Raw genomic sequence first — 26,874 nt, 5'->3', positions numbered from 1 at the left:
AGCGAATCCTTTTTCTTATACTTCCATAATGATTGGTAAAATCATTGGACGACGTTTTGTCTTTTCGTAGAGGAATGGAGCTAATGTATCTGTAATTTCATTTTTAATTTCAGACCATTGAGACGTACGGCGCTCCATTACTTTGTTTAAGTGCTTTGTAATTAATGATTGTGCATCGTTAATTAGGTCACCAGACTCGCGCATGTAAACAAATCCACGTGAGATAATATCTGGACCCGCTGCAATTTTAAAGTCTTTCATATTGATGCTAACAACAACGATTACAAGGCCTTCTTCGGATAGAATACGGCGATCTCGCAGTACGATATTACCAATATCACCAATGCCACTTCCATCAATATAAACAGAACCAGATGGGATTTTACCAGCTACAGATGCCTCATTTTCGCTTAGTGCTAATACTTCACCGTTATCCATAATGAAACAGTTCTCTTCTTGCACACCGCAGTCAGTTGCTAGCTTGATATGCATTTTTTGCATGCGATACTCACCGTGAATTGGCATAAAGTACTTTGGTTTCATTAAGCGAAGCATTAATTTTTGTTCTTCTTGTCCACCGTGACCTGACGTATGAATATCATTCAGTTTACCATGAATAACTTCAGCACCAGCACGGAATAACATATCAATTGTTTTGCTTACGCTTACTGTATTACCTGGGATTGGTGATGAAGAGAAAACAACTGTATCTCCAGGAATAATTTGAATTTGACGGTGTGTACCGTTTGCAATACGTGATAAAGCAGCCATTGGTTCACCTTGACTACCCGTACATAAAATTGTTACGCGGTTAGCAGGAATACGATTAATTTGAGATGGTTCAATAAACGTATCTTTTGGACAAGAGATATAGCCAAGCTCCTGGCCAATATCGATTGCGGCTTCCATGCTACGACCAAAAACAGCAATTTTACGGTTGTTTAATACAGCGGCTTCAACAACTTGTTGCAAACGATGAATGTTAGATGCAAACGTTGCAAAAATAATGCGTCCTTCAACTTTACGGAAAATGTCATGAATGCTGTCACCAACGCGACGCTCAGACATTGTAAAGTTAGGGATTTCACTGTTTGTACTATCTGATAGTAGACATAATACGCCGTCTTTACCGATTTCAGCCATCTTTGTTAAGTTCGCTGGCTCTCCTACTGGTGTAAAGTCAAACTTAAAGTCACCTGTATGTACAATTTGTCCGTTTGGTGTTTTAACAACAATACCGTATGAATCAGGAATGCTGTGCGTTGTACGGAAAAACGTTACCGATGTTTTGCGAAACTTAATTACGTCATCTTCTGTAATTTCATGAAGCTGTGCGCTTCTAAGTAATCCGTGCTCATCAAGCTTGTTACGCAGTAATCCTAATGCTAATTTTCCAGCATAAATTGGAATATTTACTTGGCGTAAAAGATAAGGAATTCCACCAATGTGATCCTCATGGCCATGTGTTACGAAAAGTCCACGAATTTTATCTGCGTTTTTTACTAGATAGCTGTAATCCGGAATGACATAGTCGATACCCAGTAGTTCATCTTCTGGAAACTTAATTCCAGCATCGATAAGGATAATTTCATCTTGAAACTGTACGGCATAGGTATTCTTACCGATTTCACCTAGTCCACCTAGAGCGAATACCGCCGTCTGATTATTTTTTACAAATTTCATTTTTATCATATCTCCAATACTTTAAAATCTTCGCTGTGTTGCTCATATTCTAAATAGTCTCCGTCCACTAGTTGAACAAATTCAATGTTAATTGAACGCGATTTTAACTTTTTACGAACGTCGCGTTCAGAATCTCCTTCTACATAAACAGTCTGTGTGTTTTCACGAACTGGTACTTCTGTTAATTTTTCTTGAAAATATACTTTAAAAATCATAACTTCATTCTCTCCTTAAATCCGAAATTCAAATAACTTATTTTATTATAATATAAAATGTGTATGTATTTCATGTATTTTCTAAAGAAACTTGCTTTCACTACATTTTAGACATCAAAATAACACAAGTCAATTCGTTAGGAGCAAAATAATGGCTATTTCTACAGATAAAACCTAAAAAATATTAAGAAACCATATGATTAGCTGATACAAAAATATTATTTTGTGAAAAAATTTGGATGATAGAGCTGCTTGTTTAAATAGAAAATAAGGGCTATTCTATTTTACGATGCAGACACACCCCCTGCAAATGTATTGATAGAAAGCCCTTAAATAATTAATTAAGCAATTGATTTCTTTCGCAATAATTCATTCCAACGTCTTAAAAGACGCTTTCGAAAATCTTTTAACATGAATTTCATCTCCTTTATATCTGGTGAATGCCTGTCTATATTTATAGTTGTAGTATATGAAAAAATACTTCAGACTTTCGTGGGTATATATGGAAAGATGGAGAAAGTGAATACGGTTTGTTATAATGACGTGAGAAACGAAAAAAATAGAAAAGTTAGGTGAAACAATGGACAAAAAAATAGTGTTTTTTGATATTGACGGTACATTGTTAGATCATGATAAAAAATTACCTCATTCAACAAAACAAGCGGTCAATCAGCTCAAGGAAAAAGGCTATGAAGTAGCGATTGCAACAGGTCGGGCACCGTTTATGTTTAAAGAGCTTCGAGATGAGCTCGGTATTGATACATATATTAGCTTTAATGGTCAGTACATCGTATTAAATGGTGAAGTTCTATATAAAAACCCATTGGATGTACAAGAGCTTCAGGCTCTTACCGCGTTTGCTGCTCAAAAAAATCACCCGGTTGTTTATCTAGATCATGATGATATGAGATCCAATATTGAATTTCATCCACATATTGAAGCAAGCATTAGCACGTTAAAGCTTGGTATTACACATCCAAATCACGACCCTATGTACTACGAAAATCGCGAAATTTATCAATCACTTCTTTTCTGTACAGATGGTGAAGAGAAACCTTATGAAGAAAAATTCAAGAAATTTGATTATATTCGTTGGCATGAATTCTCCACGGATGTGCTTCCTGCTGGTGGGTCAAAAGCAAAGGGAATTGAGGTTATGATTGATAAGCTAGGTTATAAGAAAGAGAATGTGTATGCATTTGGAGATGGCTTAAATGATATTGAAATGCTCTCATACGTAGGGAACGGCATAGCGATGGGGAATGCCCATGATGAAGTAAAAGAAGTGGCAAAGTATATAACAAAAGATGTGGCTGATAATGGGATTGCACACGGTCTTCAGCTTGTAGGATTACTGTCTTAACAGAAAAGTAGGAACCTGGACCGGTTCCTACTTTTTTAGCGCATATAAGGGTTTGCATTTTCAGGTTCTTTAAAGGGCTCTGTTTTATTAATGTGATCATAAAACATAACGCCATCAAGGTGGTCAATTTCATGCTGAAAGACCACGGCTAAGAGGCCTTTTAAACGAATTTTAACCTCTTCTCCTTCTAACGTGGTGCCTTTTACAGTAATACGCGCATACCTTGGGACAAACCCAGGTATTTCTTCATCTACGGACAAACAGCCCTCACCGCTTGTTAGATACGTTTTTTCAACAGAGTGGCTTACAATCTTTGGATTGAAAAGCGCATAGCTTTGTACGTTTCCACGCTCATCAGGTGCTTGAATAGCAATCATTCGCTTTGATACGTTGATTTGAGGAGCAGCTAATCCAATGCCAGGACGTAAATTATACTTGGCTGCAATTTCAGGGTCTTGGCTGTTTTGAACATACTCAAGTAGTTGTCTAAGCGTTTCTTTATCTTCAGCTGTTGCTGGAAGCTTTACTTCTTGTGCTACTTTGCGTAGAGTAGGGTGGCCATCCCTAATGATTTTATCCATTGTAATCACTGTTCACATCTCCCTAACGATATATGGTACTAATAGTTATGACATATACGTGTCAATTTAGTACTATAAAGTGTATCAAAAGACATATGAAAAGTCATCCGGGTTGCTATATGTAGAAGAGAAAGCCGTTTGACTTTCTCTTTTTTAACTAATTAACAGCCGCCCCAATTGCCTCCCCAGCTGCAGCCGATAATAACAAGTAGAATGAATAGTACAATTAAAAGAACGAAGCCTTTATTTGAACCGCCACAACCAGTTCCACATCCGTATCCATATCCTCCGTAATACATACCTAACACACTCCTGAACAGACAGAATCCCAAAAAACACAAACGATTGAACCGTTTTTTCTTGATGGGTTAGTATAATATATTAAAAGATAATAAAATGGTGTAGATGAATTGCTTAATTCGGCCAATAAAGATAAAATAGTGCTGGTATAAGGGAGGATTTACCAGGTATGAAGACTAAAAAAATAGTAAGTGCAATGGGTATAAGCATGATGCTTTTAGCAGGATGTTCAGCAGAAAGCGGAGAAGAGCTAGAGGTTTATAAAGCGCTTGAGAAAGTTGCTAATCAAGAGAAGCAGTTTATAAAAGAGCAACAACCGATGGTCGAACTCGAAGACAAAGAGAATGTTCTATATGAAGAAATCTTATCCATTGGAATGAAAGAAAAAGAAAAAGTGGATGAAAAAGCAGCGGAAGCGCTCCAGCTATTAGATGAACGAGAAGGGCATTTAGTGAAAGAGCAGGAGAGTATGCAGCGTTCAAAAGAGGAATTTGAAAAAGCCAAAGGGAAAATTGAACTGGTAAAAGATGAAGATATAGAGAAGCAAGCCAACAAGCTCGCTACTTTAATGGAAAGTCGCTACAAAGCATACGACTCGTTGTATGCTTCATATGAAGAATCGCTGGAGCTAGACAGAGAGCTATATACAATGTTTCGAAAAAACAACGTCAAGCTAAACGATTTAGAAAACCAAATTTCTTCTATTAATGAGATATACGAAAAGGTGCAAGAAAATAGTGAAAAGTTTAATCAAGCAACGGATGCTTATAATGAAGAGAAAAAGAGCTTTTATAAAAAGGTGAAATCAGATCAAGAATAAAAGCAGAAAACAGCCAAAGAAACAAGTCTTGGCTGTTTTTTTATTTGATATACAACAGTATTCGACACGAGTTAAAAAATTATAAAACGCTTTCATTCAAAGGGTTTGTAAGAAATTAAGGGGTAACATTAAGTAAGTTTTTTAACAGTTATTATAAGACAAGTAGTACAGAAGATGTTTGTGTAATAGCACAGGTGAATTTATCGTTTTTTTAAAGTAGAATAACGGAAAAAGCTTAAATTTATAAGCGTAAATAGATTGACGAACCGTTTTGATGTGGTGTACACTATTTAGCGTAGTAAGTGTTGTATTAATCATTTTGTTGAAATAATTAATACAGTTTAACGGAATGAAAGTTTCGCTTAAACTTTCCTTTTACTTAAATGTTTGAATCGAGTGCGCCCGGGAATACATAAAACATGTTGAAACAGGTAGCGGACTCAAATGAAATTCTAGTCGACAAAAAATGACTTTTAGGTGCTCGTTTTGGGTATCCTAGCAATGTGTATTTTTTGTTTGATTAGCACATTGAAAAGTAAGGCTTAAATGAAAGGAAGAGGTGACTTAGATGGCTGCTAAAACTAAAAAAGCTATTATTGATGTATCAAAGCAACTTGATAAAATTGCTGAGCAGTACCAAACGTTCCAAATTCTTAATGAAGAGGGCGAAGTAGTAAATAAATCAGCAATGCCGGATTTATCTGATGAACAATTAAAAGAACTAATGACTCGTATGGTGTACACACGTATTCTTGACCAACGTTCAATTTCATTGAACCGTCAAGGTCGTTTAGGTTTCTATGCACCAACAGCTGGTCAAGAAGCTTCTCAAATTGCATCTCACTTTGCATTAGAGAAAGAAGACTTCATTTTACCTGGATACCGTGATGTACCACAATTAATCTGGCACGGTCTTCCATTATACCAAGCGTTCTTATTCTCTCGTGGTCACTTACACGGTAACCAAATGCCAGAGGATCTAGGCGCACTTTCACCACAAATCATTATCGGTGCACAAATCGTTCAAACAGCGGGTGTTGCATTAGGTCTTAAAAAACGTGGTAAAAAAGCAGTAGCAATCACTTACACTGGTGACGGCGGAGCTTCACAAGGTGACTTCTACGAAGGTATGAACTTTGCGGGTGCGTTCAAAGCTCCAGCAATCTTCGTTGTTCAAAACAACCGTTTTGCAATCTCAACACCAGTTGAAAAGCAATCTGCAGCTAAAACAATCGCTCAAAAAGCAGCTGCTGTAGGTATCCCAGGGGTACAAGTAGATGGAATGGATCCATTAGCAGTTTATGTTGCTGTAAGCGAAGCACGTGAGCGCGCAGTAAACGGCGAAGGTCCAACATTAGTTGAAACATTAACTTACCGTTATGGTCCACATACAATGGCTGGAGATGACCCAACACGTTATCGTACAGCAGAGCTTGATACTGAGTGGGAAAAGAAAGATCCACTAGTACGCTTCCGTAAATTCTTAGAAGCTAAAGGCATCTGGAATGAAGAAGAAGAAAACAAAGTAATCGAGCAAGCTAAAGAAGATATTAAAAATGCAATCAAAAAAGCAGATGACTATCCAAAACAAAAAGTAACAGACTTAATGGATATCATGTATGAAGAAATGCCTTTCAACTTGAAAGAGCAGTATGAAATCTACAAAGAGAAGGAGTCGAAGTAAGCCATGGCGCAAATGACATTGATTCAAGCAATCACTGATGCGTTACGCACAGAAATGAAAAACGACGAAAACGTATTAGTTTTTGGTGAAGACGTTGGCGTAAACGGTGGGGTATTCCGTGCAACAGAAGGTCTTCAACAAGAATTCGGTGAAGATCGCGTTTTCGATACACCACTTGCTGAATCTGGTATCGGTGGTCTTGCTGTTGGTCTATCGACTCAAGGTTTCCGTCCAGTACCTGAAATTCAATTCTTTGGTTTCGTATATGAAGTTCTTGATTCAGTTTCTGGTCAAGCAGCTCGTATGCGCTACCGTTCTGGCGGTCGTTGGAACGCACCAATCACGTTCCGTTCACCATTCGGTGGTGGCGTGCATACACCAGAACTTCACGCTGACAGCTTAGAAGGTTTAGTAGCATCTCAACCTGGTTTAAAAGTTGTAATTCCTTCAACTCCATATGATGCAAAAGGTCTTTTAATTTCAGCAATCCGTGACAACGATCCTGTTGTTTACTTAGAACACATGAAATTATACCGTTCATTCCGTCAAGAAGTACCTGAAGAAGCTTACACAATTGAAATTGGTAAAGCTGACGTAAAACGTGAAGGTACTGACGTTTCAATCTTCGCTTATGGTGCAATGGTTCATTCATCATTAAAAGCAGCTGAAGAATTAGAAAAAGAAGGCGTATCTGTAGAAGTTGTTGACTTACGTACAGTTCAGCCTTTAGATATCGAAACAATCATCGCATCAGTTGAAAAAACTGGTCGCGCAATTGTTGTTCAAGAAGCTCAAAAGCAAGCTGGTATCGCTTCAAACGTTGTAGCTGAAATCAACGACCGCGCAATCTTAAGCTTAGAAGCTCCAGTATTACGCGTAGCTGCTCCAGATACAGTATTCCCATTCTCTCAAGCAGAGGGCGTTTGGTTACCAGACCACAAGGATATTGTAGCAACTGCTAAAAAAGTTCTTGAATTTTAATTGATTGTTACTCTATAGAAATCAGCATTTTGCTGATTTCTATTGTAAATAAGGTATAAAAACCAACTAAACATATTGCAACTAACTAGGAGGTTGAAGACACGTGGCATTTGAATTTAAACTGCCGGATATCGGTGAAGGTATCCACGAAGGTGAAATCGTAAAATGGTTCGTAAAAGCTGGAGATGAAATCGATGAGGATGATGTACTTGCCGAAGTACAAAACGACAAAGCTGTTGTTGAAATCCCATCTCCTGTAAAAGGTAAAGTATTAGAAGTTAAGGTTGACGAAGGTACAGTAGCAACTGTAGGTCAAGTTATCGTAACTTTTGATGCTCCTGGTTATGAAGACTTAAAATTCAAAGGCGACGACCATGACGATGCGCCAAAACAAGAAGAAGCTCCAAAAGAAGAAGAGCAAGTTCAAGCAACAGCTGAAGCTGGACAAGACGTAGAAAAAGCAGCAGCTAACGCACAACCACAAGCTGAAGTAGATCCAAACCGCAAAGTTATTGCTATGCCTTCAGTTCGTAAATATGCTCGTGAAAAAGGTGTAGACATTAAAGCTGTTCCAGGATCAGCGAAAAACGGCCGTATCGTAAAGGAAGACATCGATAGCTTCTTATCTGGTGGCTCAACTGCAGCAGCTTCAACAGCAACTGAAGAAGCTCCAGCGGCAACTGAAGCAGCACCAAAAGCAGCAGCTACAGCTACAGCAATTCCAGAAGGTGACTTACCAGAAACTCGTGAGAAAATGAGCGGTATTCGCCGTGCAATTGCAAAAGCAATGGTTAACTCTAAGCAAACAGCGCCTCACGTAACATTAATGGACGAAATTGATGTAACAGCACTTGTTGCACACCGTAAGAAGTTCAAATCAGTAGCAGCTGACCAAGGTATTAAATTAACATTCTTACCTTATGTTGTTAAAGCATTAACTTCTGCACTTAAGAAGTTCCCAGCTCTTAACACATCTATTGATGATTCTACTGATGAAGTAATCCAAAAACACTACTACAACATCGGTATCGCGGCTGATACTGAAAAAGGTCTTTTAGTACCTGTAGTGAAAAATGCTGACCGCAAGTCTGTATTTGAGATTTCTGATCAAATTAATGACCTTGCTGGAAAAGCACGTGAAGGTAAGTTAGCTCCTGCTGAAATGAAAGGCGCTTCTTGCACAATCACAAACATCGGTTCTGCTGGTGGACAATGGTTCACGCCAGTAATTAACCACCCAGAAGTTGCAATCTTAGGTATCGGACGCATTGCTGAAAAACCAGTTGTACGCGACGGTGAAATTGTAATTGCTCCAGTATTAGCATTATCTCTAAGCTTTGACCACCGTATCATTGATGGTGCAACAGCTCAAAACGCTCTTAACCAAATTAAGCGTTTATTAAATGATCCAGAATTATTATTAATGGAGGCGTAATAAATGGTAGTAGGAGATTTCCCAATCGAAACTGATACTCTTGTCATTGGTGCTGGCCCTGGTGGTTACGTTGCAGCAATTCGTGCAGCTCAACTAGGACAAAAAGTAACAATCGTTGAAAAAGGTAACCTTGGTGGTGTATGCTTAAACGTTGGTTGTATTCCTTCAAAAGCATTAATCGCAGCAGGTCACCGCTTCGAAGAAGCAAAACACTCAGAAGATATGGGTATTTTTGCTGAAAATGTAACTGTTGACTTTACAAAAGTTCAAGAGTTCAAAAACGGCGTAGTAAACAAACTTACTGGCGGTGTTGAAGGCTTACTTAAAGGGAATAAAGTAGACATCGTAAAAGGTGAAGCTTACTTCGTAGATAGCGAAACTGTACGTGTAATGGATGAAAATTCTGCACAAACGTATAAGTTTAAAAATGCAATTCTTGCAACTGGTTCTCGTCCAATCGAGATTCCAGGATTCAAATTCTCTGAGCGTGTAATCAACTCTACAGGTGCTTTAGCGCTTAAAGAAGTTCCTAAAAAATTAGTTGTAATCGGTGGAGGTTACATTGGTACTGAGCTTGGTACTGCTTATGCTAACTTCGGAACTGAAGTAACATTTGTTGAAGCAGCTGATGAAATCTTAGCTGGTTTCGAAAAACAAATGAGCTCTCTTGTAAAACGTAACCTTAAGAAAAAAGGAAACGTTGAAATCTTCACTAAAGCGATGGCTAAAGGTGTAGAAGAAACTGCTGATGGCGTTAAGGTAACGTTTGAAGTTGGTGGAGAAGCAAAAACAGTTGAAGCTGATTACGTATTAGTAACGGTTGGTCGTCGTCCAAACACTGACGAGCTTGGTCTTGAGCAAGTTGGCGTAAAAATGACTGAACGCGGTGTAATCGAAACTGACAAGCAATGCCGTACGTCTGTAAGCAACATCTATGCAATTGGTGATATCGTTTCTGGACCACCACTTGCACACAAAGCTTCTTACGAAGGTAAAATTGCTGCTGAAGCAATCGCTGGTGAGCCAGCTGAAATTGACTACTTAGGAATTCCAGCTGTTGTATTCTCTGAGCCTGAGCTTGCAAGCGTAGGTTACACAGAAGCACAAGCGAAAGAAGAAGGTTTAGCAATTCAAGCTTCTAAATTCCCATTCGCAGCTAACGGACGTGCACTTGCACTTAACGCTGCAGAAGGATTCTTAAAGCTAATCACTCGTAAAGAAGATGGCGTTGTAATCGGTGCTCAAATTGCTGGTCCAAGCGCATCTGACATGATCGCTGAACTTGGTCTTGCAATTGAGAGCGGTATGACTGCTGAAGATATTGCATTAACAATCCATGCTCACCCAACATTAGGTGAGATTACAATGGAAGCAGCTGAAGTAGCAATCGGAAGCCCAATTCACATTGTAAAATAATATATGAAAAAGCTCGTGCCTAAAGGCACGAGCTTTTTTGTTGTAAAACGTGGGCAAGCTGCATATAAGTGATGTAAGTGCATGATTTAAAAGTGAGGAATGAGCTATGATAAAACCCTTTTTATATGGCTTACAGCTGATAGTTTGGACCGGCTATGCGACGGTGGAGCTGTTATCAAAACGTGATGAGCTAACAGCGAAAGTTATTCTTTTCTTCGTATTTGCTTATTTAGCATATGGAATTGCAGAGATGAATGTACACTCTAAAAGAAAAGCGTTCTTTTTGACTTGTAGCTCTCTTTTTGTGTTTTTTCTGGGGTATACTATCCTTTTTTTATTTATTAATTGATAATAAAAGGATTATTTCGTTTAATGTGAAATTATAACATAGTGAAAGAAGCATTCCAAAAAAGGGAATGCTTCTTTTCTTAAATTTTTTTAGGATGTATATTTGCCTTTTTCAATTCTTCTCTAAACGATTTGATGAGGGAGAAGACCGTAAGTACCAATACGATTGAAAATGGTAGTGCGGCAATAATGGCGGCTGTCTGAAGCGCATCTAATCCACCAGTCCAGAGTAAAATAACGGCAGTTAAAGTTTGAACCAGTCCCCAAATGAACTTCACGGAATTTGATGGATTTAAGTCACCGTTCGTCGTTTGCATGCCAAGAACAAATGTTGCAGAGTCGGCTGACGTAATGAAAAAGGTAGCAATTAAACAAATAGCAATAATGGACATGACCGTTCCGAATGGAAATTGTTCTAATACATAAAAAAGAGCTACTTCTGAACCTCGTTCGTTAATGACATCCATAACCGGTATGTTTTTAAAGTAATCTAAATGAATAGCCGATCCACCGAATACAGAAAACCATAATCCACCAAATATTGTTGGGACTGCTAACACGCCAATTAAAAACTCTCGAATCGTACGTCCGCGGGAAATACGCGCTATAAAGGTTCCAACAAATGGAGCCCAAGCAATCCACCAAGCCCAATAAAAAATCGTCCAATCCTGAACCCACGTATTGTTATCAAATGGACTTAAGCGGAAACTCATGGATGGTAAATATTGAATATAAGACCCGATTGTTGTGACGAATAGGTCCATTATAAAGTTTGTAGGGCCAGCAAACAGCAAGAACAGCATTAATAAAATAGCTAAGACAATATTGGTATTGCTGAGATATTTAATCCCTTTATTAAGCCCTGTTTGTGCAGATAGCATAAATAGGACTGTAACAGAAATAATGACAATTAGCTGTGTAGTAAAGTTGTTATCAATAGCTGGAGATAAATAAGAAAGGCCACCTGTAATCTGAATGGCTCCCAAACCAAGAGATGTGGCGACACCAAATACCGTTGCAAACACGGCAATAACGTTGATAAGCGTACCTAACCCTCCGTCTAAGCGTTTACCTAGGAGAGGACGCAAAATGTTACTGATTACAAAAGGATACCCCTTACGAAATTGGAAGTACGCAAGTGCCAAAGCAAGCACGGAATAAATAGCCCAAGGATGTAATCCCCAGTGAAAAAAAGAATACCGCATGGCCGCTCTAGCAGCTTCTGCTGTATTTCCATCTCCGGAAGGGGGCGTATGAAAATGGTTAATAGGTTCAGAAGCTCCCCAGAATACTAACCCAATTCCCATCCCTGCACTAAACAGCATGGCAAACCAAGATATATAGCTGTATTGAGGTTCGTCTTCTGTCTTACCTAACTTAATATTCCCATAGCGTGAGAAAATTAAAAATAGCGTAAACCCTAAAAATAGGGTAGCAGCTAATAAGTAATACCAGCCAAATTTTTCAATAATAAATTGATGAATAGAATTGGTAACAGGTGTTAAAGCAGCACTTCCAAGGGTGCTTTCTGGAATGACTCCCCAAATAATAAACAAAACGGCAATAATAACAGAAAACAAAAACACTGGCGTCAGCTTTTTCAATTAGCTCGCACTCCTTTCGTGAAACAAATCTCTTATGTACAGTTTCTCTTTTAACCTTTTTTACTATACATGAAACCATCTTTATGATGTCTCTATGCAATACGATTCATCTTTCGTTTAAGACAATGTCAAAGAGGACAAAATGACGTAATAATAGAAAGGGGAGTCCGTATGAAAAAAAGAGTATGGCTAACTGTAGCAGTTTTAATGGCGTGTACCGTCTTTTTATTTATGAAGTTAAGTACCGAAGAAAAAGTAGGGTATGTATATAAGAAAGGAAAACCCTATTTAGATATGACGACTGAATCACCTGCTTATAATTCTGTATACAGCCCAATTGATCGTCAGCTTCAGCTTGTTGTTGCAGACAACGTTTACACATTTATTGAAAATGTACCCGTAGTCCAGATCAATAATGAACTTGTTCCACTTGCAAAAAAAGACTTTTTTATTCAAAACAACCGAGCTTTTTTGTCAGCATCATTTTTGGAAAAACATGAACCTAGCTACGTTAAAATGAAGGCATCTTATGCTATTTTAAAATCATCTGAAGCAAATGAATCAGCAGCTCAAGCTGTTAGTACTAGGCAGTTTACAAGAGAAGAAGTAATGCAATATATGAGTGGGTTAACATCGCCGTTAGAAAATGCCAAAGCAGATACGTTTCCTTCTCATTTACCAGGAGCTAATCGTACATATCGTCATGGCTTTCATGAAGGGTTAGATTGGTATACATACTCAGCAGGGGTAGTTGTCAATAAAGAAACTGAAGTATACGGAATGGGGAAAGGAAAAGTGGTACGGGTAGATCATGATTATAAGCCTTATAAATCGGTCGAGCAGCGAAATAAAGATTTAGCATATTGTAAAGAGGTTCAAAAGACTCCTGCTTATATTCTCGATAGGCTGCGTGGGAGACAAGTATGGATTCAATATGACAATGGCATGCAGGCACGATTTGCTCACCTGAATCAAGTCGATTCAGAGTTAAGCGTAGGTGACGCGGTTACAGAAGAGACGTTAATTGGTTATGTTGGCAATTCAGGTACAAGCGGAGAGGTGCAAAAGGATAATACAGAATTACATTTGCATGTGGACTTGCTAATTAACGGTACGCTGTTTTGGAAAGGGTTATCACAAGAAGACGTTAAGCATGTATTAATTAGCCAACTGAACAATAATGAATAGCTTATCTTATAAAGGCATACATATGTGTATGCCTTGTTTATGTTTGAATGTCGAAAAAAGACGGTTGAAAAAATAAATGTGACATACTAATTTGGTATTGACAGAATAAATGTTACATACTATTATAATATCAAGAAGAATAAAACGCTTTCAAAAATCTTTGAAACCAAAGGGGAGTTATACATGGGAACTATTGTATGTCAAACTTGCAACTGCACAATTGAACATTTTGAAGATGAGAAAGTGACGCGATTATATTCAAAATGTAAAGATGGAGAATGTCAAGCAAACCATGAAGATTTAGACTAATAAATAGAAAAAGGTGCGCATTATAGCGCACCTTTTTTATTGAATTGCTTTATGTTCTTTAATTACACGGAGTGTTTTTAGTTCAAAATCTTCCGGACCTTGAACGGGTAGACCAGCTTCTAAGTTTGTTTGAATATAACTCAAATTCTCTTCTGTAATAATTTCTCCAGGAATAAAAATTGGAATTCCTGGTGGATACACCATCACGAACTCAGCAATAATTCGACCAGCTGATTCGTGGAAGGGCACGACCTCCGTTTCAGCATAAAAAGCATCGCGAGGAGTAACTGCTAAGACTGGAATGTCAGGGAGTAAGATAGCTGGTTTTATTGCTTTTTCAGCTAAATGATGAACGTCCCTCGACAGCTGCTGTAAAGCATTAAGTAAGCGATCGATGTCTTCTTTGCTGTCTCCTGGTGTTACAATACATAAAACGTTATATAAATCGGACATTTCAACTTCAATATTGTGTGTCTCGCGCAGCCACTTCTCCACGTCATATCCTGTAATTCCAAGGTCTGATACGGAAATAATAAGCTTTGTAGGATCTAAATCGTACGTTGCTTTTGTTCCTAAAATCTCACGACCAATACAGTGAATATGTGCGATTTTGTTAAGCTCCGTGCGCGCATACGCAGCTAATGCAATGGCTTGATTAGCTAGCTTTTCACCTTCTGTAGCTAATCGTTTACGAGCTACGTCCAAAGAAGCCAGTAAGACATACGATGTAGAAGTCGTTGTTAACATACTTAGGATTGCTTGAACGCGCTGCGGCGATACAAGCCCCTCACGAACGTTTAAAATAGAACTTTGGGTCATTGATCCCCCAAGTTTGTGAACACTTGTAGCAGCCATATCTGCCCCTGCTTGCATAGCTGATAGCGGTAGCTCATCGTGGAAATGAATATGAACACCGTGAGCCTCATCAACCAAAACAGGCACTTTATAAGAATGAGCTACTTCAACAATTTTACGTAAATCACCTGAAATTCCGAAGTAAGTTGGGTTAATAACGAGTACTGCTTTTGCATCGGGATGCTGAGCTAGTGCTTTTTCAACCGCGTCAGTTGTAATTCCATGAGATATACCAAGATTTTCATCAATTTCCGGATGAATAAAAACAGGGGTAGCTCCAGAAAACACAACGGCGCTCATAACGGATTTATGAACGTTTCTAGGAACAATGATTTTATCTCCGGGTCCACAAGTTGTCATGACCATTGCCATGATAGCTCCGCTTGTTCCTTGAACAGAAAAGAAGGTATGATCTGCTCCGAACGCTTCAGCGGCTAAGTCCTGCGCTTCTTTAATAATGCCTTTTGGCTGATGTAAATCATCAAGTGGACCAATATTAATTAAATCAATTGAAAGTGCGTTGTCGCCAATAAAATCTTTAAATTCAGGGTCCATACCGTTTCCTTTTTTATGACCAGGAATATGAAACTGAGTAGGATTTTTTTTTGCATGTTCCACTAACCCTGTGAATAATGGAGTTGAGAATTGAGAAGTCAACTTTGCTAAACACCTCTTTAATAAAATAATGAGTGGAGCCAGCTTTTGTATGAAGGTCTCCCGTGCGCTATATTGCTATAACTAAGAATCAGTGGAGATTCATTCTCCACTGATTAAATGTGCATGACATGTAAACTGTTTTATAAAAATAAAAACAATAAGAAGAAATGTAATTTCATACGTTTTCTTCGTTATGTATTCAATAAAACAAATGAATTATAGCACTTATTAATATGTTTGCAAAGGGATTTTTTAAACATATTCGCATTATAAGAAATGAATGTAAGCTTGTGCATAGTGATAAAGTTTTGTGAAGCTGAATTCATATGATAAAGTATTATTTGAAAGTCCTAGGACAAATACATAAAAAAGTGAGCGGAGGAGTTAGATGGAATATCAATATCCTATCTCCCTTGATTGGAGTACAGAAGAAATTATTGATGTGGTTAAATTTTTTGAAAGCATTGAAAAAGCGTATGAAAAAGGAATTGAACGTGAACAGCTAATGAGTATTTACCGTCGATTTAAAGAAATTGTTCCAAGTAAAGCAGAAGAAAAAACAATTTGCAATGACTTTGAAGATCAAAGTGGATATTCATCTTATCGAACAATTCAACAAGCAAAAGCCGGAGAATCTGGTGACATTATTCGTATGAAGAAATGAAGAAAAGCCGCAAGATTGTTCTTGCGGCTTTTTTTTACGCGTGCGCTTTTTTACTTAGTTCATATAAAGGAGTCAACGTCTTAAATGTATCATCAATTAAATCAATCCATTGTTGGCCAGTCATGTTAACTGCTTCTTCTTTTGATACGTTAATTCCGCATAAAATCTCTGCTTTTTTAACATGTTCTAATCGCTCAAATAATCCCTTAAGTTCTGTCTCAGACAGGGCGCTCATTTTTTCAACAGCGGGTTTTGTATGGTCTTTTGACCAAACGAATGATTGAGGAATTTTCTCTTTAATGTGGTCTATTTGGTCAGCGAGTATTCTGCCGTATACAGACTTAATTGGTGCTTCGTATATAACTGCAAACCAAACGAAAACGTGAGTACCCCAAAGGCCAATTTGGAAGTGCGGCAACATCTTATAGCCACGTTTATTAGGAGCGAATGCTACCCATGTATCTTTTGGTGGATTAACCGTTCTACGCGCATGCTTTGCTACATGGACAAACATTTCATTGCCCGTTAATGAGGAAAGTGTAGGAGCAAAATGTGTACTTAATTCTTCGAATTTAGGACGGATTTGTGTTTTTATTGCTTCCATACGTTCATCTAAACCATCTATTGTAAATACGTTAAAATCAGCTTCTGAAAATCCTGCAAACAAATTCAATACCTCCAATATCTAATAATAGATAATTCATCTCATATTTCGTAGTGATTTTACCATAGAAAGGGCATAATCACCAATTTATTCGCATATGCTTGTCAAAAACACGTCTATCATTTTTTTATAGGTAATCACACAATTTAGTTACATGAAATTGTGCTTCAACATAGACTATACTAATCTAATAAAATTCTGAAAATTTAGTTTTATTGAAGCCGTTTGGAGACCATTCATTATTATTGAGAGGGGTGTTTCATCAATGAAACAAGTGGTGAATATGTATAAGAAGAATGATGGGCAAAAGAGACTAGGAGTTATTCGATTAGAGCTTGATTACGAATTAGCTACGCTTTATGAGGCAATGGTTGAAAATAATGAAGAGAAAAAGAATCAGTGCAAACAAAAGCTAGAAAAGCTTCGTCAAGAAATGATTGCTCTGCAATAAAGATAGCTTACTCTGGAATGAGAGTAGAAAAAACTGGCGAATATAATAGTAAAGGGAATGGAGAGAAGGGAGAGTACTTCTCTCCTTTGTTCTGTGAATTGACATCTTGCAATCGTTTTTTTAAGCTTAATATAAGACATCTAAAAAGAGGGGGAATAATAAATGAGCGATTTTTGGAATCAAGTTGATACATATGCAAAGCAATGGATTAAAGAAGCAGGTAATCGAATTAAAGCTTCTTTTAGTAGAGAGCTCATGATTGAAACAAAATCAAACCCTAATGATTTAGTTACCAATATGGATAAAGATATTGAACAGTTCTTTATTTCGAAGATTAAAGAAGTATTTCCAGACCATCGTATCTTAGGTGAGGAAGGGTATGGCGAAAAAATTGAAACATCTGAGGGGGTTATTTGGGTCATTGATCCGATTGATGGAACGATGAACTTTGTTCATCAACAGCGAAATTTTGCTATTTCCGTAGGTATTTTTGAAAATGGAGTTGGACAAGCTGGATTCATATATGATGTTGTACATGATGAGCTGTACCATGCTAGAAAAGGGAAGGGAGCATATATAAATGATCAACAGCTACCGCCTTTGAAGCAAGTTAGCATTGAAGAGTCTATTGTCAGCTTAAACGCAACGTGGGTAACGGAAAACAGAAGAATCGATCCATCTGTGCTTTCACCTCTGGTAACACGTGTGAGAGGAACAAGGTCGTATGGGTCCGCAGCGATTGAACTTGCATATGTTGCATCAGGAAGGTTAGACGCTTATATTACGATGCGCTTAGCGCCGTGGGACTTCGCAGCAGGGAAAATTTTAATTGAGGAGCTGGGGGGCGTCGTAACCGATTTAAAAGGGAAGCCTTTAGATATTTTAGACAGAAGCAGTGTATTTGTCGCAAAGCCGGGTTTACACGAAGAAATTTTGTCTACGTATCTTTCTAAGTATAAAGGCTAAAAAAAACACCCTTAGAATAAAATTGTTCCAAGGGTGTTTCGTTTTTTCTCTCTCATTTAGAAAAAAATTATAGCTGATTTTTTTCACGCATTTTCTTTTTCGTTGTAAATCCGAAGCCCATAATTGCAACGAGGACAACGAGAGATCCAATTACACCGATAGCGCTTCCTTCCCCGATAAATATACCAATTGCCATAATTGAGAACGTTGCTAGCATTGCATATAAAACAAATACCCACTTAATGTTTTTCATGTTGATTCCTCCCAAATTTATTCAATAAGTATAGTGTACAACAAAATCATTCAGCAATTCTAGATTTAGTGTGATATAATAGCTTAGTTATTACAAGCATAGGAGTGAAATGCGTGAACATTCGTAAAGATTTACGTAATATTGCCATTATTGCCCATGTAGACCATGGGAAAACAACGTTAGTAGATAAATTATTACATCAGTCCGGAACTTTCCGTACAAACGAGCACGTGGAAGAGCGTGCGATGGACTCAAATGACCTAGAGCGTGAGCGTGGAATTACAATTTTAGCTAAAAATACAGCTATTAATTATAAAGATACGCGTATCAATATCATGGATACGCCAGGACATGCCGACTTCGGTGGAGAAGTTGAACGTATTATGAAAATGGTAGACGGTGTTCTACTTGTTGTTGATGCGTACGAAGGTTGTATGCCTCAAACACGTTTTGTATTAAAGAAAGCATTAGAACAAAAATTAACACCAATTGTTGTTGTAAACAAAATTGACCGTGACTTTGCTCGTCCAACTGAAGTTGTTGATGAAGTGATTGACTTATTTATTGAGTTAGGTGCAAGCGAAGAGCAAATTGAATTCCCAGTTGTATACGCATCAGCAATTAACGGAACTGCAAGCGTAGATCCTGAGAAGCAAGATGACAACATGGAAGCATTATTTGATGCAATTGTTGAACACATTCCAGCACCAGTTGACAACAGCGAAGAGCCGCTTCAATTCCAAGTAGCGATGCTTGATTATAACGATTACGTTGGTCGTATTGGAGTAGGACGCGTATTCCGCGGAACAATGAAAGTAGGACAGCAAGTTGCTTTAATGAAGCTTGATGGTTCAGTTAAGCAATTCCGCGTAACGAAGATGTTCGGTTTCCTAGGATTAAAGCGTGTAGAAATCGAAGAAGCAAAAGCTGGAGATCTAATTGCCGTATCGGGAATGGAAGACATTAACGTGGGTGAAACGGTTTGTCCGTCAGAACATCAAGAAGCACTTCCAGTATTACGTATCGATGAGCCGACATTACAAATGACGTTCCTAGTAAACAATTCACCGTTTGCAGGACGTGAAGGTAAATTTGTTACATCTCGTAAAATTGAAGAGCGCTTAATGTCTGAACTTGAGACAGACGTAAGTCTTCGTGTTGAAAACACGGACTCTCCAGACGTATGGGTTGTATCAGGACGCGGTGAGCTTCATTTATCTATTTTAATTGAAAATATGCGTCGTGAAGGCTATGAAATTCAGGTGTCAAAACCAGAAGTAATTGTACGTGAAATTGATGGCGTACGCTGTGAGCCTGTAGAGCGCGTTCAAATCGACGTACCAGAAGAGCATACTGGTTCTATTATGGAATCTATGGGTGCTCGTAAAGGTGAAATGGTTGATATGATTAACAACGGAAATGGGCAAGTTCGCCTTATTTTCATGGTACCAGCTCGTGGATTAATTGGATATACAACAGAGTTCTTATCATTAACTCGTGGTTTTGGTATCATCAACCACTCATTTGATAGCTATCAGCCAATGCAAGCTGGTCAAGTTGGCGGACGTCGTCAAGGTGTACTTGTATCAATGGAAACAGGGAAATCATCAACTTACGGAATCCAAGGTGTAGAAGACCGCGGTACAATCTTCTTAGAGCCAGGTACGGAAGTTTATGAAGGAATGATCGTTGGTGAGCATACGCGCGAAAATGATCTTGTTGTTAACATTTGTAAAATGAAACAAATGACAAATATGCGTTCAGCTAATAAAGATCAAACAACAGGTATGAAAAAGCCTCGTATCATGTCTTTAGAACAATCTCTTGAATACTTAAACGATGATGAGTATTGTGAAATTACGCCAGAATCTATTCGTTTACGTAAAAAGATTCTAGATAAAAACGAGCGTGAAAAAATCGCGAAAAAGAAAAAATATGCTGATATGAAATAAGCAGTAAAAAAGTTGCTAAAGCGCTATGCTCTAGCAACTTTTTTGCTTTTTATAGAGGTGAAAAACCCTTTATTGTCGAATATTGTATATGTTGATAAGAAAAGAAGTCTACCTCAAAAACGAGACGTTGGTAGAATGACATAGAAGGAGGGAAACTAGGGTGAACGTAGAAGATCGTCTGTCTTTTTTTGCAGCTTTATATCGTGTTGATAAGAACTCGGATGTGGGAATGTGGATGCTTTATCTTACGATTTTATTGCTGTCAATTGTTGTATATAAATTGGGGTTTGCGAAAAAATTGCCTCTTTTAAAATCCATTATCATTTACTTGTTTTTAGGATTCGGCTGTACTGTTCTTACGTTTTTAGGTATCTTTTTGCCTGTAGCAGAAGGGTTAGTTGTGGCAGCGCTTATTTTAATTATTTATAAGATTCGGCTGTATCAATCTAAAAAAGAAGACTCAACGATAAATATGTAAAAGCCGCTAAGCACAAATCTTAGCGGCTTTTATAAATGAAGCTACATATCCATAAAGACAGAGCAAAAAGAATATGGCCCACCGTCCAATAGAAGAAAGCCAACATGTCATCAATACGTGGAGTATCTTTAATCGCTAAAGCTGTAAGAGGAAAATATAAAGGAATGGTAGGTAAAGTTAAAAAAATGGCTACAATAAGCATGCGGCCTGAAGATAAGTAATGAAATCGATTTTGAATCCACATAAAAACAATTCCAATAACTACTGCAATGACTAGATGAAAACAAAATTCAATCCATTCAGACCATTTAATGTCTCCTATAAAGGGGATAAAATCGACGTTTAACAAGAGTGTATAAACCTTTTTAGACGTCAGCTGCTCTATCCATTTTAAGATCAAACCTAGCACAGTGCCGCTTATTACTCCTACAACCATTCCTTTATAAAACATGCTTACCAGTCCTCCTCCGTTTGTTTGGATTGATATAGCTTAAAGTTTCCGGTAGCAATTCGTTCTTTTGTACGCTCTTCAATACGTTCTGAGCATTCATTGCACATATATGTATGTATAGGACGATTACGAAGTCTTTTTGCTACAACCGTTTCATCCTCAATTGATTCAATTTTATCGCATAGAACACATTTTACTCTCATCTGTCTCACCTCTTTTTCTCTATACAACATTCTAGCCCAAAGTACGTTGTTTATAAAGCTGTAAAATGTATTTAGTCATTATTTTAACGTAAAGCATTTATCTTTAAGCGTATAAACGGCGTAATCTAAAGATAAGTGCCCGGAATAGTTCACCAATGTAAAAGTTTTGAAAACAAGGAAAAGTAAGCAGGTAAAAGGATTCTCTGTCTAGAAAACAAGTAAGTATACATAAACGGGGGGAGGGATATAAATGGCAAATGAAGTTGAATCCAGTTTAGTCGAAGCACTGTACGAAGAGCTACAAGCAGAACGTTTTGTAACAGTTTCAACCGTTGATTACGAAACAAAAGGACCAAATGTAAGTGCCATTTCATGGATTTATGCTCCAACCAATGAAATCATCCGTTTTGCTGTCGCAAGCAAGTCCCGAATGGTTAAAGATATTTCGCAGTGTAAGGATGTTGTTATTAATTTAATTGCAAATGAATCTTGCTACGCTATCAAAGGACAGGCAGTTGTTGCGCAAAAGCGAATGGAAGACGTTCCAATTAAGCTGGCGCTGATTGAAGTAAGCATAAAAGAAGTAAGGGATGTTATGTTTTATGGGTCTAAAATCTCTGTCAATCCGACTTATGAAAAAACGTATGATCCAATAGCTGCTTCTAAATTAGATAAACAGGTAATGAGTGCATTAAAACAAGCTTAGCATAAACTAAGCTTGTCCATTCCTTATTCATTCTTTTGAAGATGATGATTTGATTGTTTTTCTTGCTTATCTCGTAATTGTTGCTGCTGCTCATTGTTTAACTTTTCATCATTTGTTTTAGTAGGTTCTGGATTACGGCGAATTTCTTCCGCTACTTCTGGCATCACGCGATTTACGATGGCAGCAAGTTCATCGAGAAAGCCTGTAACTGGTCGACCACGTCTAATTTCTCTGGCAATTTCTTTTAATCGCGTTACGGTATCAGGATCGGCAATAACAACGGAATTTGCTCCGTATGGGTCTGCTTTTAAGCTTTCTGCTACCGTATATTTAATCGAACTTACTTCGGAGCGATCAATTTCATTATTTACATCAATACCAACGATTGCATATTTTCCTAACACAATAACAGTGGCATCATTTACGTTTGGAACGCTTGTTGCTAAGCCTACAAGATGCTGAGAAATTTGCCCAGCAGAGCGTTTTGTTGTAGTTTCAGGCGTTGAGTTTTTCACCTGAACGATGCGGTCTGTTTTTTGTCCTTCTTCAATCTGTGATTGATTGTTGTTACAACCTGCTATTGCAAAAAAAGCTAAGCTAGCAATAAGTAATCCTTTTTTCATTGGGAGATACCTCCTTTGGTAATGGCTCATTTTTTGTAGCAATTTGTGTTTAGTTTTCAATAGTTCTTCTATCTTTATGCATATGTTCATATATTTAAAGCAAATGGTCCGTCCATTCACTCGAACTTCACGCGTGCGGTTTACATAAGATAAAAGTGAATGGATTCCTTGTTACACTCCTTAACTGGAAACCAAATGGAGTAGGAGGCTGAGTTGTTGGGAAAAATCTACGTTTTAGATACAAATGTGTTATTGCAAGATCCGCATTCAATCTTTTCATTTGATGATAATGAAGTTGTAATACCAGCTGTAGTATTAGAAGAAGTAGATTCAAAAAAGAGAAATATGGATGAGGTTGGAAGGAATGCGAGACAAGTATCAAAGCTCATTGATAACTTGCGTCAACATGGGAAATTACATGAGAAAATTCCTTTGGAAAATGGGGGACATTTACGAATTGAGCTCAACCACCGTTCATTTCATCAACTACAGGAAATCTTTGTAGAGAAAACAAATGATAATCGTATTTTAGCGGTGGCAAAAAATTTGTCGCTCGAAGAGGAAACCAAGGAAGATGGTCGTGAAGTTATTCTTGTTAGTAAAGATGTATTGGTACGCGTGAAGGCCGATGCGATCGGTTTGAAAGCAGAGGACTTCTTAAGCGATCGAGTTGTCGAGTTTAACAGTATATATACAGGATTTGTGGAAGTGTATATTCCTAGAGAAGTGTTAAATCATTTCTATGAGAATGGGGAGATTCTCACGTCTCAAATTGCAAATCATCCATTCTTTCCAAACCAATTTCTCGTTATGAAAGATGCATTTGGAGGTTCAGGTTCGGCTATTGGTATCGTAGATCAAACCGCTACAAAAGTAAAAAAACTTCTCTTTGAATATGACCATATTTGGGGAATTAAGCCGCGAAATGTTCAACAAATCATGGCCCTTGAATTACTTTTACGAGATGATGTTCAGCTTGTTACCCTTATTGGAAAAGCTGGAACCGGTAAAACGTTATTAGCTTTAGCATCAGGATTAATGCAAACAGAAGATTTAGGTTGCTTTAAGAAGTTGTTGGTTGCACGTCCAATTGTACCGGTAGGAAAAGACTTAGGTTTTTTACCAGGTGAAAAGCAAGAAAAGCTTCGACCATGGATGCAGCCGATTTATGATAATTTAGAGTATTTATTTAACACAAAAAAACCTGGGGAACTGGATGCTATCCTAGCGGGCCTTAGTTCAATTGAGGTAGAAGCCCTTACGTATATTAGAGGAAGAAGTATTCCAGAACAATTCATTATCATTGACGAAGCACAAAACTTAACAAAGCATGAGGTTAAAACAATTTTAACCCGCGTTGGTGAAAAGAGTAAAATTGTGCTGATGGGTGACCCTGCTCAAATAGATCATCCATATCTTGATGAATACAATAATGGATTAACATATGTAGTTGAAAAATTTAAAGAACAGAAAATATCAGGTCATGTAAGGCTAGTTAAAGGGGAACGTTCAGGTCTCGCACAGCTAGCTGCTGATATTTTATAAGTAGAGAAAAATGAGCGCGCAGCTTTTCCAGTCTGCGCGCTCGTTCATTATGTAATAATAATTTCTTTTAAGTACGTAAGCGGTTTGTTGCGGTTAGAGCCGTCGCGCTCATAAACATGTACTGGGCCATCTTCTGTTAATGGCTTTCCATTTTTGCTAAAACCAAAAATAAGCGTTTTAGCCTCTTCTAGTGGGTAGCTAACGGACTGATTAGCTGTTACAAACGTAACGGCTGTTGCACCTTCTAGAGGCTCAGCATTTTTCAAAAAAGGAGCAAAAGAGATACCGAACGTACCGTTCAATAATTTTTGTTTTTCGTATTTTTTTTCTGTTTTTAAAGTCGGTGGGAATACGGCTCCTTCTTGAATTTCTCGATCCCAATGTTTTGAAACAGCCTTTGTGTATTGTTCATTTTCATCTACGTTTTCGATTTCAATATCAAAAAAAGTAGTTAAGTCTACTTTTCGATCATCAAAAATCCAAACTCCAGGATCTAACGTAAGGGGATAACGTACTTTCCCATGTAGCGAAATAATTGAATTCATAAAAACGCCTCCTTACTAAAAGTATAAGCGCTTTCTTGTAATTTGTCATCCATACTCGGGATTTTGGTAGAAGTACTAAAATAGAATGTGCTATAATAAATCTATATTAATAAAGCGAGAGTTGCGATGAATAATACGCGTAATTTGTAAGAGAATTCGTAGGTCTGATGACATGCATGTTAGTTCTTGCTTTTTTACGAGTAAAGCCTTACTATTAAGAGATAGATTAGGTAATCGCTCGGAAACGGAGGGATTGAGTTTGACGCCTGAGACAATGATAGATCATCGTGAAAAAGCTTATGCATTGTTAAAAGCTGATGCAGATAAGATTTTGCAATTAATTCAAGTTCAAATGGATAACTTAACAATGCCACAATGTCCTCTTTACGAAGAGGTTTTAGATACACAAATGTTTGGTTTATCAAGAGAAATTGATTTTGCAGTTCGTTTAAATTTAATTGATGAGCATGTCGGAAAAACATTGCTAGATCGACTTGAGCGTGAACTTTCTGCATTGCATGAAGCGTTTACAAAAAAATAAAACACACGGTGAAACTCAAACTATTAGAAGGATAGTTTGAGTTTTTTGTTACAGCTCGTTTACATTCTCACGTGAGAAAAGCGAAAGCAGATAATATATAGTAAAATGAGTAAAGGCATCACTTATTAACGTTTAAAGGAAGAGGTTTATGCTAAAAAAAATCTTTAAGCACTATGATTATTCTATCATTATTACCATTGCGCTCCTTTGCACCATTGGCCTCGTGATGGTATACAGCTCTAGCATGATTACGAGTATTACGCGATATGGACAGGACAGTGATTTTTTCTATGTTAAACAAAAAGGCTGGCTTATCATTGCGGGAATCGTATTTTTAGCAACCATTTTATTCCCGTACAAGCTGTACCAAAAGCTTCTACCTTTAGCTGTTCTTGCTACGTTTGGGCTCTTGGGGCTTGTGTTTTTAATGGGACATACGGCAGGAGGCGCTCAGAGCTGGTTGAAGTTAGCTGGAGCGAGTTTACAGCCCGCTGAGTTTGCCAAATTAACGGTTATTTTATACTTAGCGCTTGTATTAGGAAAACGCCAAGAATACATAAATGATATTAAGCGTGCTTTTATTGGCCCGATTGGCTTAACAATGGGTATATTCATATTCGTAGCAATTCAACCTGATTTAGGAACAGGTATGATTATTTTAATTATTGCTGTTGCAATCATGCTTTGTTCGGGCATATCTCGAAAAACATTTTTTAAGCTTATTTTATTAGGGATTGTCATGTTAACTATAATGGGAACAATTGGTGTGTTAACAGGGCAAGTGACTGAAAATCGTGTCGGACGTTTTACAGGAGCATCAGATCCATTTCAACACGCACAAGGTGTGGGGTATCAGCTTGTAAATTCTTATTTAGCTATCGGTTCTGGTGGCTTAAAAGGGCTTGGTCTGGGTGAAAGCGTGCAGAAGTATGGCTATCTCCCAGAGTCACATACCGATTTTATCATGGCGGTTATTGCAGAAGAGCTTGGTTTCTTTGGCGTATTTCTTGTTTTAGGTTTACTAGGCTTTTTAATCTATCGCATTCTGACCCTTGCCAAACGATCAACCGACCCTTTTGCTAGCCTTATTTGTATCGGTGTAGCAACCATGCTTGGAATTCAAGCGTTTATCAATCTAGGTGGTTTAACCGGCCTTATTCCGATTACGGGCGTAACGCTTCCGTTTATCAGCTATGGTGGATCTTCGCTGCTGAGTTTAATGATTGCAATGGGGATTGTCGTTAATATTTCGTTCTTTGTTAACTATCAAGAAAAAAATAGCAAAAAGGCGAACAATGTTGTTTCTTATCCGAATAATGCTAATCCTGACTTATCTTAACATTCGGATATATATATCATCTCAAAAAAGCAAAAATGAACGGGTAATTTATAA

The 26,874-nt window shown here is 37.8% G+C and carries 29 protein-coding genes; 17 read left to right on the top strand and 12 right to left on the bottom strand.

Translation table 11 applies throughout. The annotated features are described in order from the left end of the window. Nucleotides 1-15: 15 nt before the first annotated feature. Both rnjA and V2145_RS12790 read right to left on the bottom strand, forming a co-directional pair. The gene (gene rnjA, locus V2145_RS12795) at nt 16-1,683 is read right to left on the bottom strand and encodes a ribonuclease J1 (RefSeq protein WP_094911549.1); all 1,668 of its coding nucleotides are present in this window, start codon (nt 1,681-1,683) and stop codon (nt 16-18) included. A gap of 5 nt (nt 1,684-1,688) precedes the next feature. Next, nucleotides 1,689-1,898 (bottom strand): DNA-dependent RNA polymerase subunit epsilon, encoded by a 210-nt coding sequence (locus V2145_RS12790; protein WP_094911548.1) that lies wholly within the window; start codon nt 1,896-1,898, stop codon nt 1,689-1,691. A 580-nt stretch (nt 1,899-2,478) separates the two neighbouring features. Between V2145_RS12790 and V2145_RS12785 the strand changes: the two genes are divergently transcribed. After that, entirely contained in the window at nt 2,479-3,261 is a 783-nt protein-coding gene (locus V2145_RS12785) for a Cof-type HAD-IIB family hydrolase (protein ID WP_094911547.1), read from the top strand. Between the two features lie 35 nt (nt 3,262-3,296). Here V2145_RS12785 and def read toward each other — a convergent pair whose 3' ends face one another. Beyond that, the gene (gene def, locus V2145_RS12780; RefSeq protein ID WP_094911546.1) at nt 3,297-3,851 is read right to left on the bottom strand and encodes a peptide deformylase; all 555 of its coding nucleotides are present in this window, start codon (nt 3,849-3,851) and stop codon (nt 3,297-3,299) included. A 152-nt stretch (nt 3,852-4,003) separates the two neighbouring features. Then, nucleotides 4,004-4,141 carry a YjcZ family sporulation protein gene (locus tag V2145_RS12775; protein ID WP_094911545.1) on the bottom strand — a complete coding sequence of 46 codons (138 nt, stop codon included), beginning with the start codon at nt 4,139-4,141 and terminating at the stop codon, nt 4,004-4,006. A gap of 170 nt (nt 4,142-4,311) precedes the next feature. Here V2145_RS12775 and V2145_RS12770 point away from each other — a divergent pair, with 170 nt between their 5' ends. The 5 genes from V2145_RS12770 (at nt 4,312) to lpdA (ending at nt 10,478) form a co-directional block, all read left to right on the top strand. Further along, nucleotides 4,312-4,962 (top strand): YkyA family protein, encoded by a 651-nt coding sequence (locus V2145_RS12770; RefSeq protein ID WP_330987822.1) that lies wholly within the window; start codon nt 4,312-4,314, stop codon nt 4,960-4,962. 568 nt (nt 4,963-5,530) lie between these two features. Next, the gene (gene pdhA, locus V2145_RS12765; protein WP_131886965.1) at nt 5,531-6,646 is read left to right on the top strand and encodes a pyruvate dehydrogenase (acetyl-transferring) E1 component subunit alpha; all 1,116 of its coding nucleotides are present in this window, start codon (nt 5,531-5,533) and stop codon (nt 6,644-6,646) included. A gap of 3 nt (nt 6,647-6,649) precedes the next feature. Continuing rightward, complete coding sequence (locus tag V2145_RS12760) at nt 6,650-7,627, top strand: alpha-ketoacid dehydrogenase subunit beta (protein ID WP_094911542.1); 978 nt, start codon at nt 6,650-6,652, stop codon at nt 7,625-7,627. Between the two features lie 103 nt (nt 7,628-7,730). Further along, entirely contained in the window at nt 7,731-9,062 is a 1,332-nt protein-coding gene (locus V2145_RS12755; RefSeq protein ID WP_311858670.1) for a dihydrolipoamide acetyltransferase family protein, read from the top strand. Between the two features lie 3 nt (nt 9,063-9,065). Beyond that, on the top strand, nt 9,066-10,478 hold the full coding sequence (gene lpdA / locus V2145_RS12750; protein WP_330987821.1) for a dihydrolipoyl dehydrogenase: 1,413 nt from the start codon (nt 9,066-9,068) through the stop codon (nt 10,476-10,478). A 428-nt stretch (nt 10,479-10,906) separates the two neighbouring features. On the opposite strand, the gene V2145_RS12745 is transcribed toward lpdA, so the two are convergent. Next, nucleotides 10,907-12,430: a glycine betaine uptake BCCT transporter gene (locus V2145_RS12745; protein WP_330987820.1), complete on the bottom strand. Its 1,524-nt coding sequence runs from the start codon at nt 12,428-12,430 to the stop codon at nt 10,907-10,909. Between the two features lie 171 nt (nt 12,431-12,601). On the opposite strand from V2145_RS12745, the gene V2145_RS12740 reads away from it, so the two are divergent. Together V2145_RS12740 and V2145_RS12735 are read left to right on the top strand one after the other, a co-directional pair. Next, nucleotides 12,602-13,618, top strand: coding sequence for a M23 family metallopeptidase (locus V2145_RS12740; RefSeq protein WP_330987819.1), 1,017 nt, complete (start codon nt 12,602-12,604; stop codon nt 13,616-13,618). 183 nt (nt 13,619-13,801) lie between these two features. After that, the gene (locus V2145_RS12735) at nt 13,802-13,927 is read left to right on the top strand and encodes a GapA-binding peptide SR1P (protein ID WP_094911537.1); all 126 of its coding nucleotides are present in this window, start codon (nt 13,802-13,804) and stop codon (nt 13,925-13,927) included. 36 nt (nt 13,928-13,963) lie between these two features. Here V2145_RS12735 and V2145_RS12730 read toward each other — a convergent pair whose 3' ends face one another. After that, nucleotides 13,964-15,439: an aminotransferase class I/II-fold pyridoxal phosphate-dependent enzyme gene (locus V2145_RS12730; RefSeq protein WP_094911536.1), complete on the bottom strand. Its 1,476-nt coding sequence runs from the start codon at nt 15,437-15,439 to the stop codon at nt 13,964-13,966. A 388-nt stretch (nt 15,440-15,827) separates the two neighbouring features. Between V2145_RS12730 and V2145_RS12725 the strand changes: the two genes are divergently transcribed. Further along, a complete protein-coding gene (locus V2145_RS12725; protein WP_094911535.1) occupies nt 15,828-16,103 on the top strand; it encodes a UPF0223 family protein in 276 nt (91 codons plus the stop codon). Between the two features lie 34 nt (nt 16,104-16,137). On the opposite strand, the gene V2145_RS12720 is transcribed toward V2145_RS12725, so the two are convergent. Next, nucleotides 16,138-16,770, bottom strand: coding sequence for a YktB family protein (locus tag V2145_RS12720; RefSeq protein WP_330987817.1), 633 nt, complete (start codon nt 16,768-16,770; stop codon nt 16,138-16,140). Nucleotides 16,771-17,032: 262 nt separating this feature from the next. Between V2145_RS12720 and V2145_RS12715 the strand changes: the two genes are divergently transcribed. Then, on the top strand, nt 17,033-17,218 hold the full coding sequence (locus V2145_RS12715; RefSeq protein WP_094911533.1) for a hypothetical protein: 186 nt from the start codon (nt 17,033-17,035) through the stop codon (nt 17,216-17,218). A gap of 162 nt (nt 17,219-17,380) precedes the next feature. Continuing rightward, nucleotides 17,381-18,184, top strand: a complete 804-nt coding sequence (locus tag V2145_RS12710) for an inositol monophosphatase family protein (RefSeq protein ID WP_094911532.1) — start codon at nt 17,381-17,383, stop codon at nt 18,182-18,184. Nucleotides 18,185-18,251: 67 nt separating this feature from the next. On the opposite strand, the gene V2145_RS12705 is transcribed toward V2145_RS12710, so the two are convergent. Continuing rightward, nucleotides 18,252-18,437 (bottom strand): YlaF family protein, encoded by a 186-nt coding sequence (locus V2145_RS12705; RefSeq protein WP_311858662.1) that lies wholly within the window; start codon nt 18,435-18,437, stop codon nt 18,252-18,254. Between the two features lie 113 nt (nt 18,438-18,550). On the opposite strand from V2145_RS12705, the gene typA reads away from it, so the two are divergent. After that, nucleotides 18,551-20,389 carry a translational GTPase TypA gene (typA, locus tag V2145_RS12700; RefSeq protein ID WP_094911530.1) on the top strand — a complete coding sequence of 613 codons (1,839 nt, stop codon included), beginning with the start codon at nt 18,551-18,553 and terminating at the stop codon, nt 20,387-20,389. Between the two features lie 160 nt (nt 20,390-20,549). After that, nucleotides 20,550-20,867, top strand: a complete 318-nt coding sequence (locus V2145_RS12695) for a YlaH-like family protein (RefSeq protein WP_025909114.1) — start codon at nt 20,550-20,552, stop codon at nt 20,865-20,867. 19 nt (nt 20,868-20,886) lie between these two features. Here the strand turns inward: V2145_RS12695 and V2145_RS12690 are convergent, their stop codons facing one another. Continuing rightward, nucleotides 20,887-21,318, bottom strand: a complete 432-nt coding sequence (locus V2145_RS12690) for a hypothetical protein (protein WP_131886962.1) — start codon at nt 21,316-21,318, stop codon at nt 20,887-20,889. Nucleotides 21,319-21,320: 2 nt separating this feature from the next. Next, nucleotides 21,321-21,521, bottom strand: coding sequence for a YlaI family protein (locus V2145_RS12685; protein ID WP_094911527.1), 201 nt, complete (start codon nt 21,519-21,521; stop codon nt 21,321-21,323). Between the two features lie 250 nt (nt 21,522-21,771). On the opposite strand from V2145_RS12685, the gene V2145_RS12680 reads away from it, so the two are divergent. Next, entirely contained in the window at nt 21,772-22,227 is a 456-nt protein-coding gene (locus V2145_RS12680) for a pyridoxamine 5'-phosphate oxidase family protein (RefSeq protein ID WP_094911526.1), read from the top strand. Nucleotides 22,228-22,250: 23 nt separating this feature from the next. Here V2145_RS12680 and V2145_RS12675 read toward each other — a convergent pair whose 3' ends face one another. Beyond that, nucleotides 22,251-22,850 (bottom strand): YhcN/YlaJ family sporulation lipoprotein, encoded by a 600-nt coding sequence (locus V2145_RS12675; protein ID WP_094911525.1) that lies wholly within the window; start codon nt 22,848-22,850, stop codon nt 22,251-22,253. Nucleotides 22,851-23,066: 216 nt separating this feature from the next. On the opposite strand from V2145_RS12675, the gene V2145_RS12670 reads away from it, so the two are divergent. Continuing rightward, nucleotides 23,067-24,395 (top strand): PhoH family protein, encoded by a 1,329-nt coding sequence (locus V2145_RS12670; RefSeq protein WP_025909109.1) that lies wholly within the window; start codon nt 23,067-23,069, stop codon nt 24,393-24,395. 47 nt (nt 24,396-24,442) lie between these two features. On the opposite strand, the gene V2145_RS12665 is transcribed toward V2145_RS12670, so the two are convergent. After that, nucleotides 24,443-24,940, bottom strand: a complete 498-nt coding sequence (locus tag V2145_RS12665) for a hypothetical protein (RefSeq protein ID WP_094911524.1) — start codon at nt 24,938-24,940, stop codon at nt 24,443-24,445. Nucleotides 24,941-25,214: 274 nt separating this feature from the next. On the opposite strand from V2145_RS12665, the gene V2145_RS12660 reads away from it, so the two are divergent. Both V2145_RS12660 and V2145_RS12655 read left to right on the top strand, forming a co-directional pair. Beyond that, nucleotides 25,215-25,481 carry a YlaN family protein gene (locus tag V2145_RS12660; protein ID WP_373688708.1) on the top strand — a complete coding sequence of 89 codons (267 nt, stop codon included), beginning with the start codon at nt 25,215-25,217 and terminating at the stop codon, nt 25,479-25,481. 148 nt (nt 25,482-25,629) lie between these two features. Continuing rightward, nucleotides 25,630-26,820 (top strand): FtsW/RodA/SpoVE family cell cycle protein, encoded by a 1,191-nt coding sequence (locus tag V2145_RS12655; RefSeq protein WP_330987816.1) that lies wholly within the window; start codon nt 25,630-25,632, stop codon nt 26,818-26,820. Nucleotides 26,821-26,874: the final 54 nt, after the last annotated feature.

The organism is Priestia sp. GS2 (assembly GCF_036409025.1).
GTDB classification, from domain to species: Bacteria; Bacillota; Bacilli; order Bacillales; family Bacillaceae_H; genus Priestia; species Priestia aryabhattai_A.
This window is presented reverse-complemented; position numbering and strand designations above follow the sequence as displayed.

Bases quoted from the DNA above. Each gene is read 5' to 3' on its own strand.
- V2145_RS12725 (WP_094911535.1), top strand. From the start codon at position 15,828: ATGGAATATCAATATCCTATCTCCCTTGATTGGAGTACAGAAGAAATT.
- V2145_RS12705 (WP_311858662.1), bottom strand. From the start codon at position 18,437: ATGAAAAACATTAAGTGGGTATTTGTTTTATATGCAATGCTAGCAACG.
- V2145_RS12665 (WP_094911524.1), bottom strand. From the start codon at position 24,940: ATGAATTCAATTATTTCGCTACATGGGAAAGTACGTTATCCCCTTACG.
- pdhA (WP_131886965.1), top strand. From the start codon at position 5,531: ATGGCTGCTAAAACTAAAAAAGCTATTATTGATGTATCAAAGCAACTT.
- V2145_RS12785 (WP_094911547.1), top strand. From the start codon at position 2,479: ATGGACAAAAAAATAGTGTTTTTTGATATTGACGGTACATTGTTAGAT.
- V2145_RS12690 (WP_131886962.1), bottom strand. From the start codon at position 21,318: ATGTTTTATAAAGGAATGGTTGTAGGAGTAATAAGCGGCACTGTGCTA.
- V2145_RS12770 (WP_330987822.1), top strand. From the start codon at position 4,312: ATGAAGACTAAAAAAATAGTAAGTGCAATGGGTATAAGCATGATGCTT.
- V2145_RS12760 (WP_094911542.1), top strand. From the start codon at position 6,650: ATGGCGCAAATGACATTGATTCAAGCAATCACTGATGCGTTACGCACA.
- V2145_RS12710 (WP_094911532.1), top strand. From the start codon at position 17,381: ATGAGCGATTTTTGGAATCAAGTTGATACATATGCAAAGCAATGGATT.
- V2145_RS12735 (WP_094911537.1), top strand. From the start codon at position 13,802: ATGGGAACTATTGTATGTCAAACTTGCAACTGCACAATTGAACATTTT.
- V2145_RS12775 (WP_094911545.1), bottom strand. From the start codon at position 4,141: ATGTATTACGGAGGATATGGATACGGATGTGGAACTGGTTGTGGCGGT.
- V2145_RS12715 (WP_094911533.1), top strand. From the start codon at position 17,033: ATGAAACAAGTGGTGAATATGTATAAGAAGAATGATGGGCAAAAGAGA.
- V2145_RS12675 (WP_094911525.1), bottom strand. From the start codon at position 22,850: ATGAAAAAAGGATTACTTATTGCTAGCTTAGCTTTTTTTGCAATAGCA.
- V2145_RS12655 (WP_330987816.1), top strand. From the start codon at position 25,630: ATGCTAAAAAAAATCTTTAAGCACTATGATTATTCTATCATTATTACC.
- V2145_RS12660 (WP_373688708.1), top strand. From the start codon at position 25,215: ATGATAGATCATCGTGAAAAAGCTTATGCATTGTTAAAAGCTGATGCA.
- V2145_RS12740 (WP_330987819.1), top strand. From the start codon at position 12,602: ATGAAAAAAAGAGTATGGCTAACTGTAGCAGTTTTAATGGCGTGTACC.
- lpdA (WP_330987821.1), top strand. From the start codon at position 9,066: ATGGTAGTAGGAGATTTCCCAATCGAAACTGATACTCTTGTCATTGGT.
- V2145_RS12685 (WP_094911527.1), bottom strand. From the start codon at position 21,521: ATGAGAGTAAAATGTGTTCTATGCGATAAAATTGAATCAATTGAGGAT.
- V2145_RS12790 (WP_094911548.1), bottom strand. From the start codon at position 1,898: ATGATTTTTAAAGTATATTTTCAAGAAAAATTAACAGAAGTACCAGTT.
- V2145_RS12680 (WP_094911526.1), top strand. From the start codon at position 21,772: ATGGCAAATGAAGTTGAATCCAGTTTAGTCGAAGCACTGTACGAAGAG.
- rnjA (WP_094911549.1), bottom strand. From the start codon at position 1,683: ATGAAATTTGTAAAAAATAATCAGACGGCGGTATTCGCTCTAGGTGGA.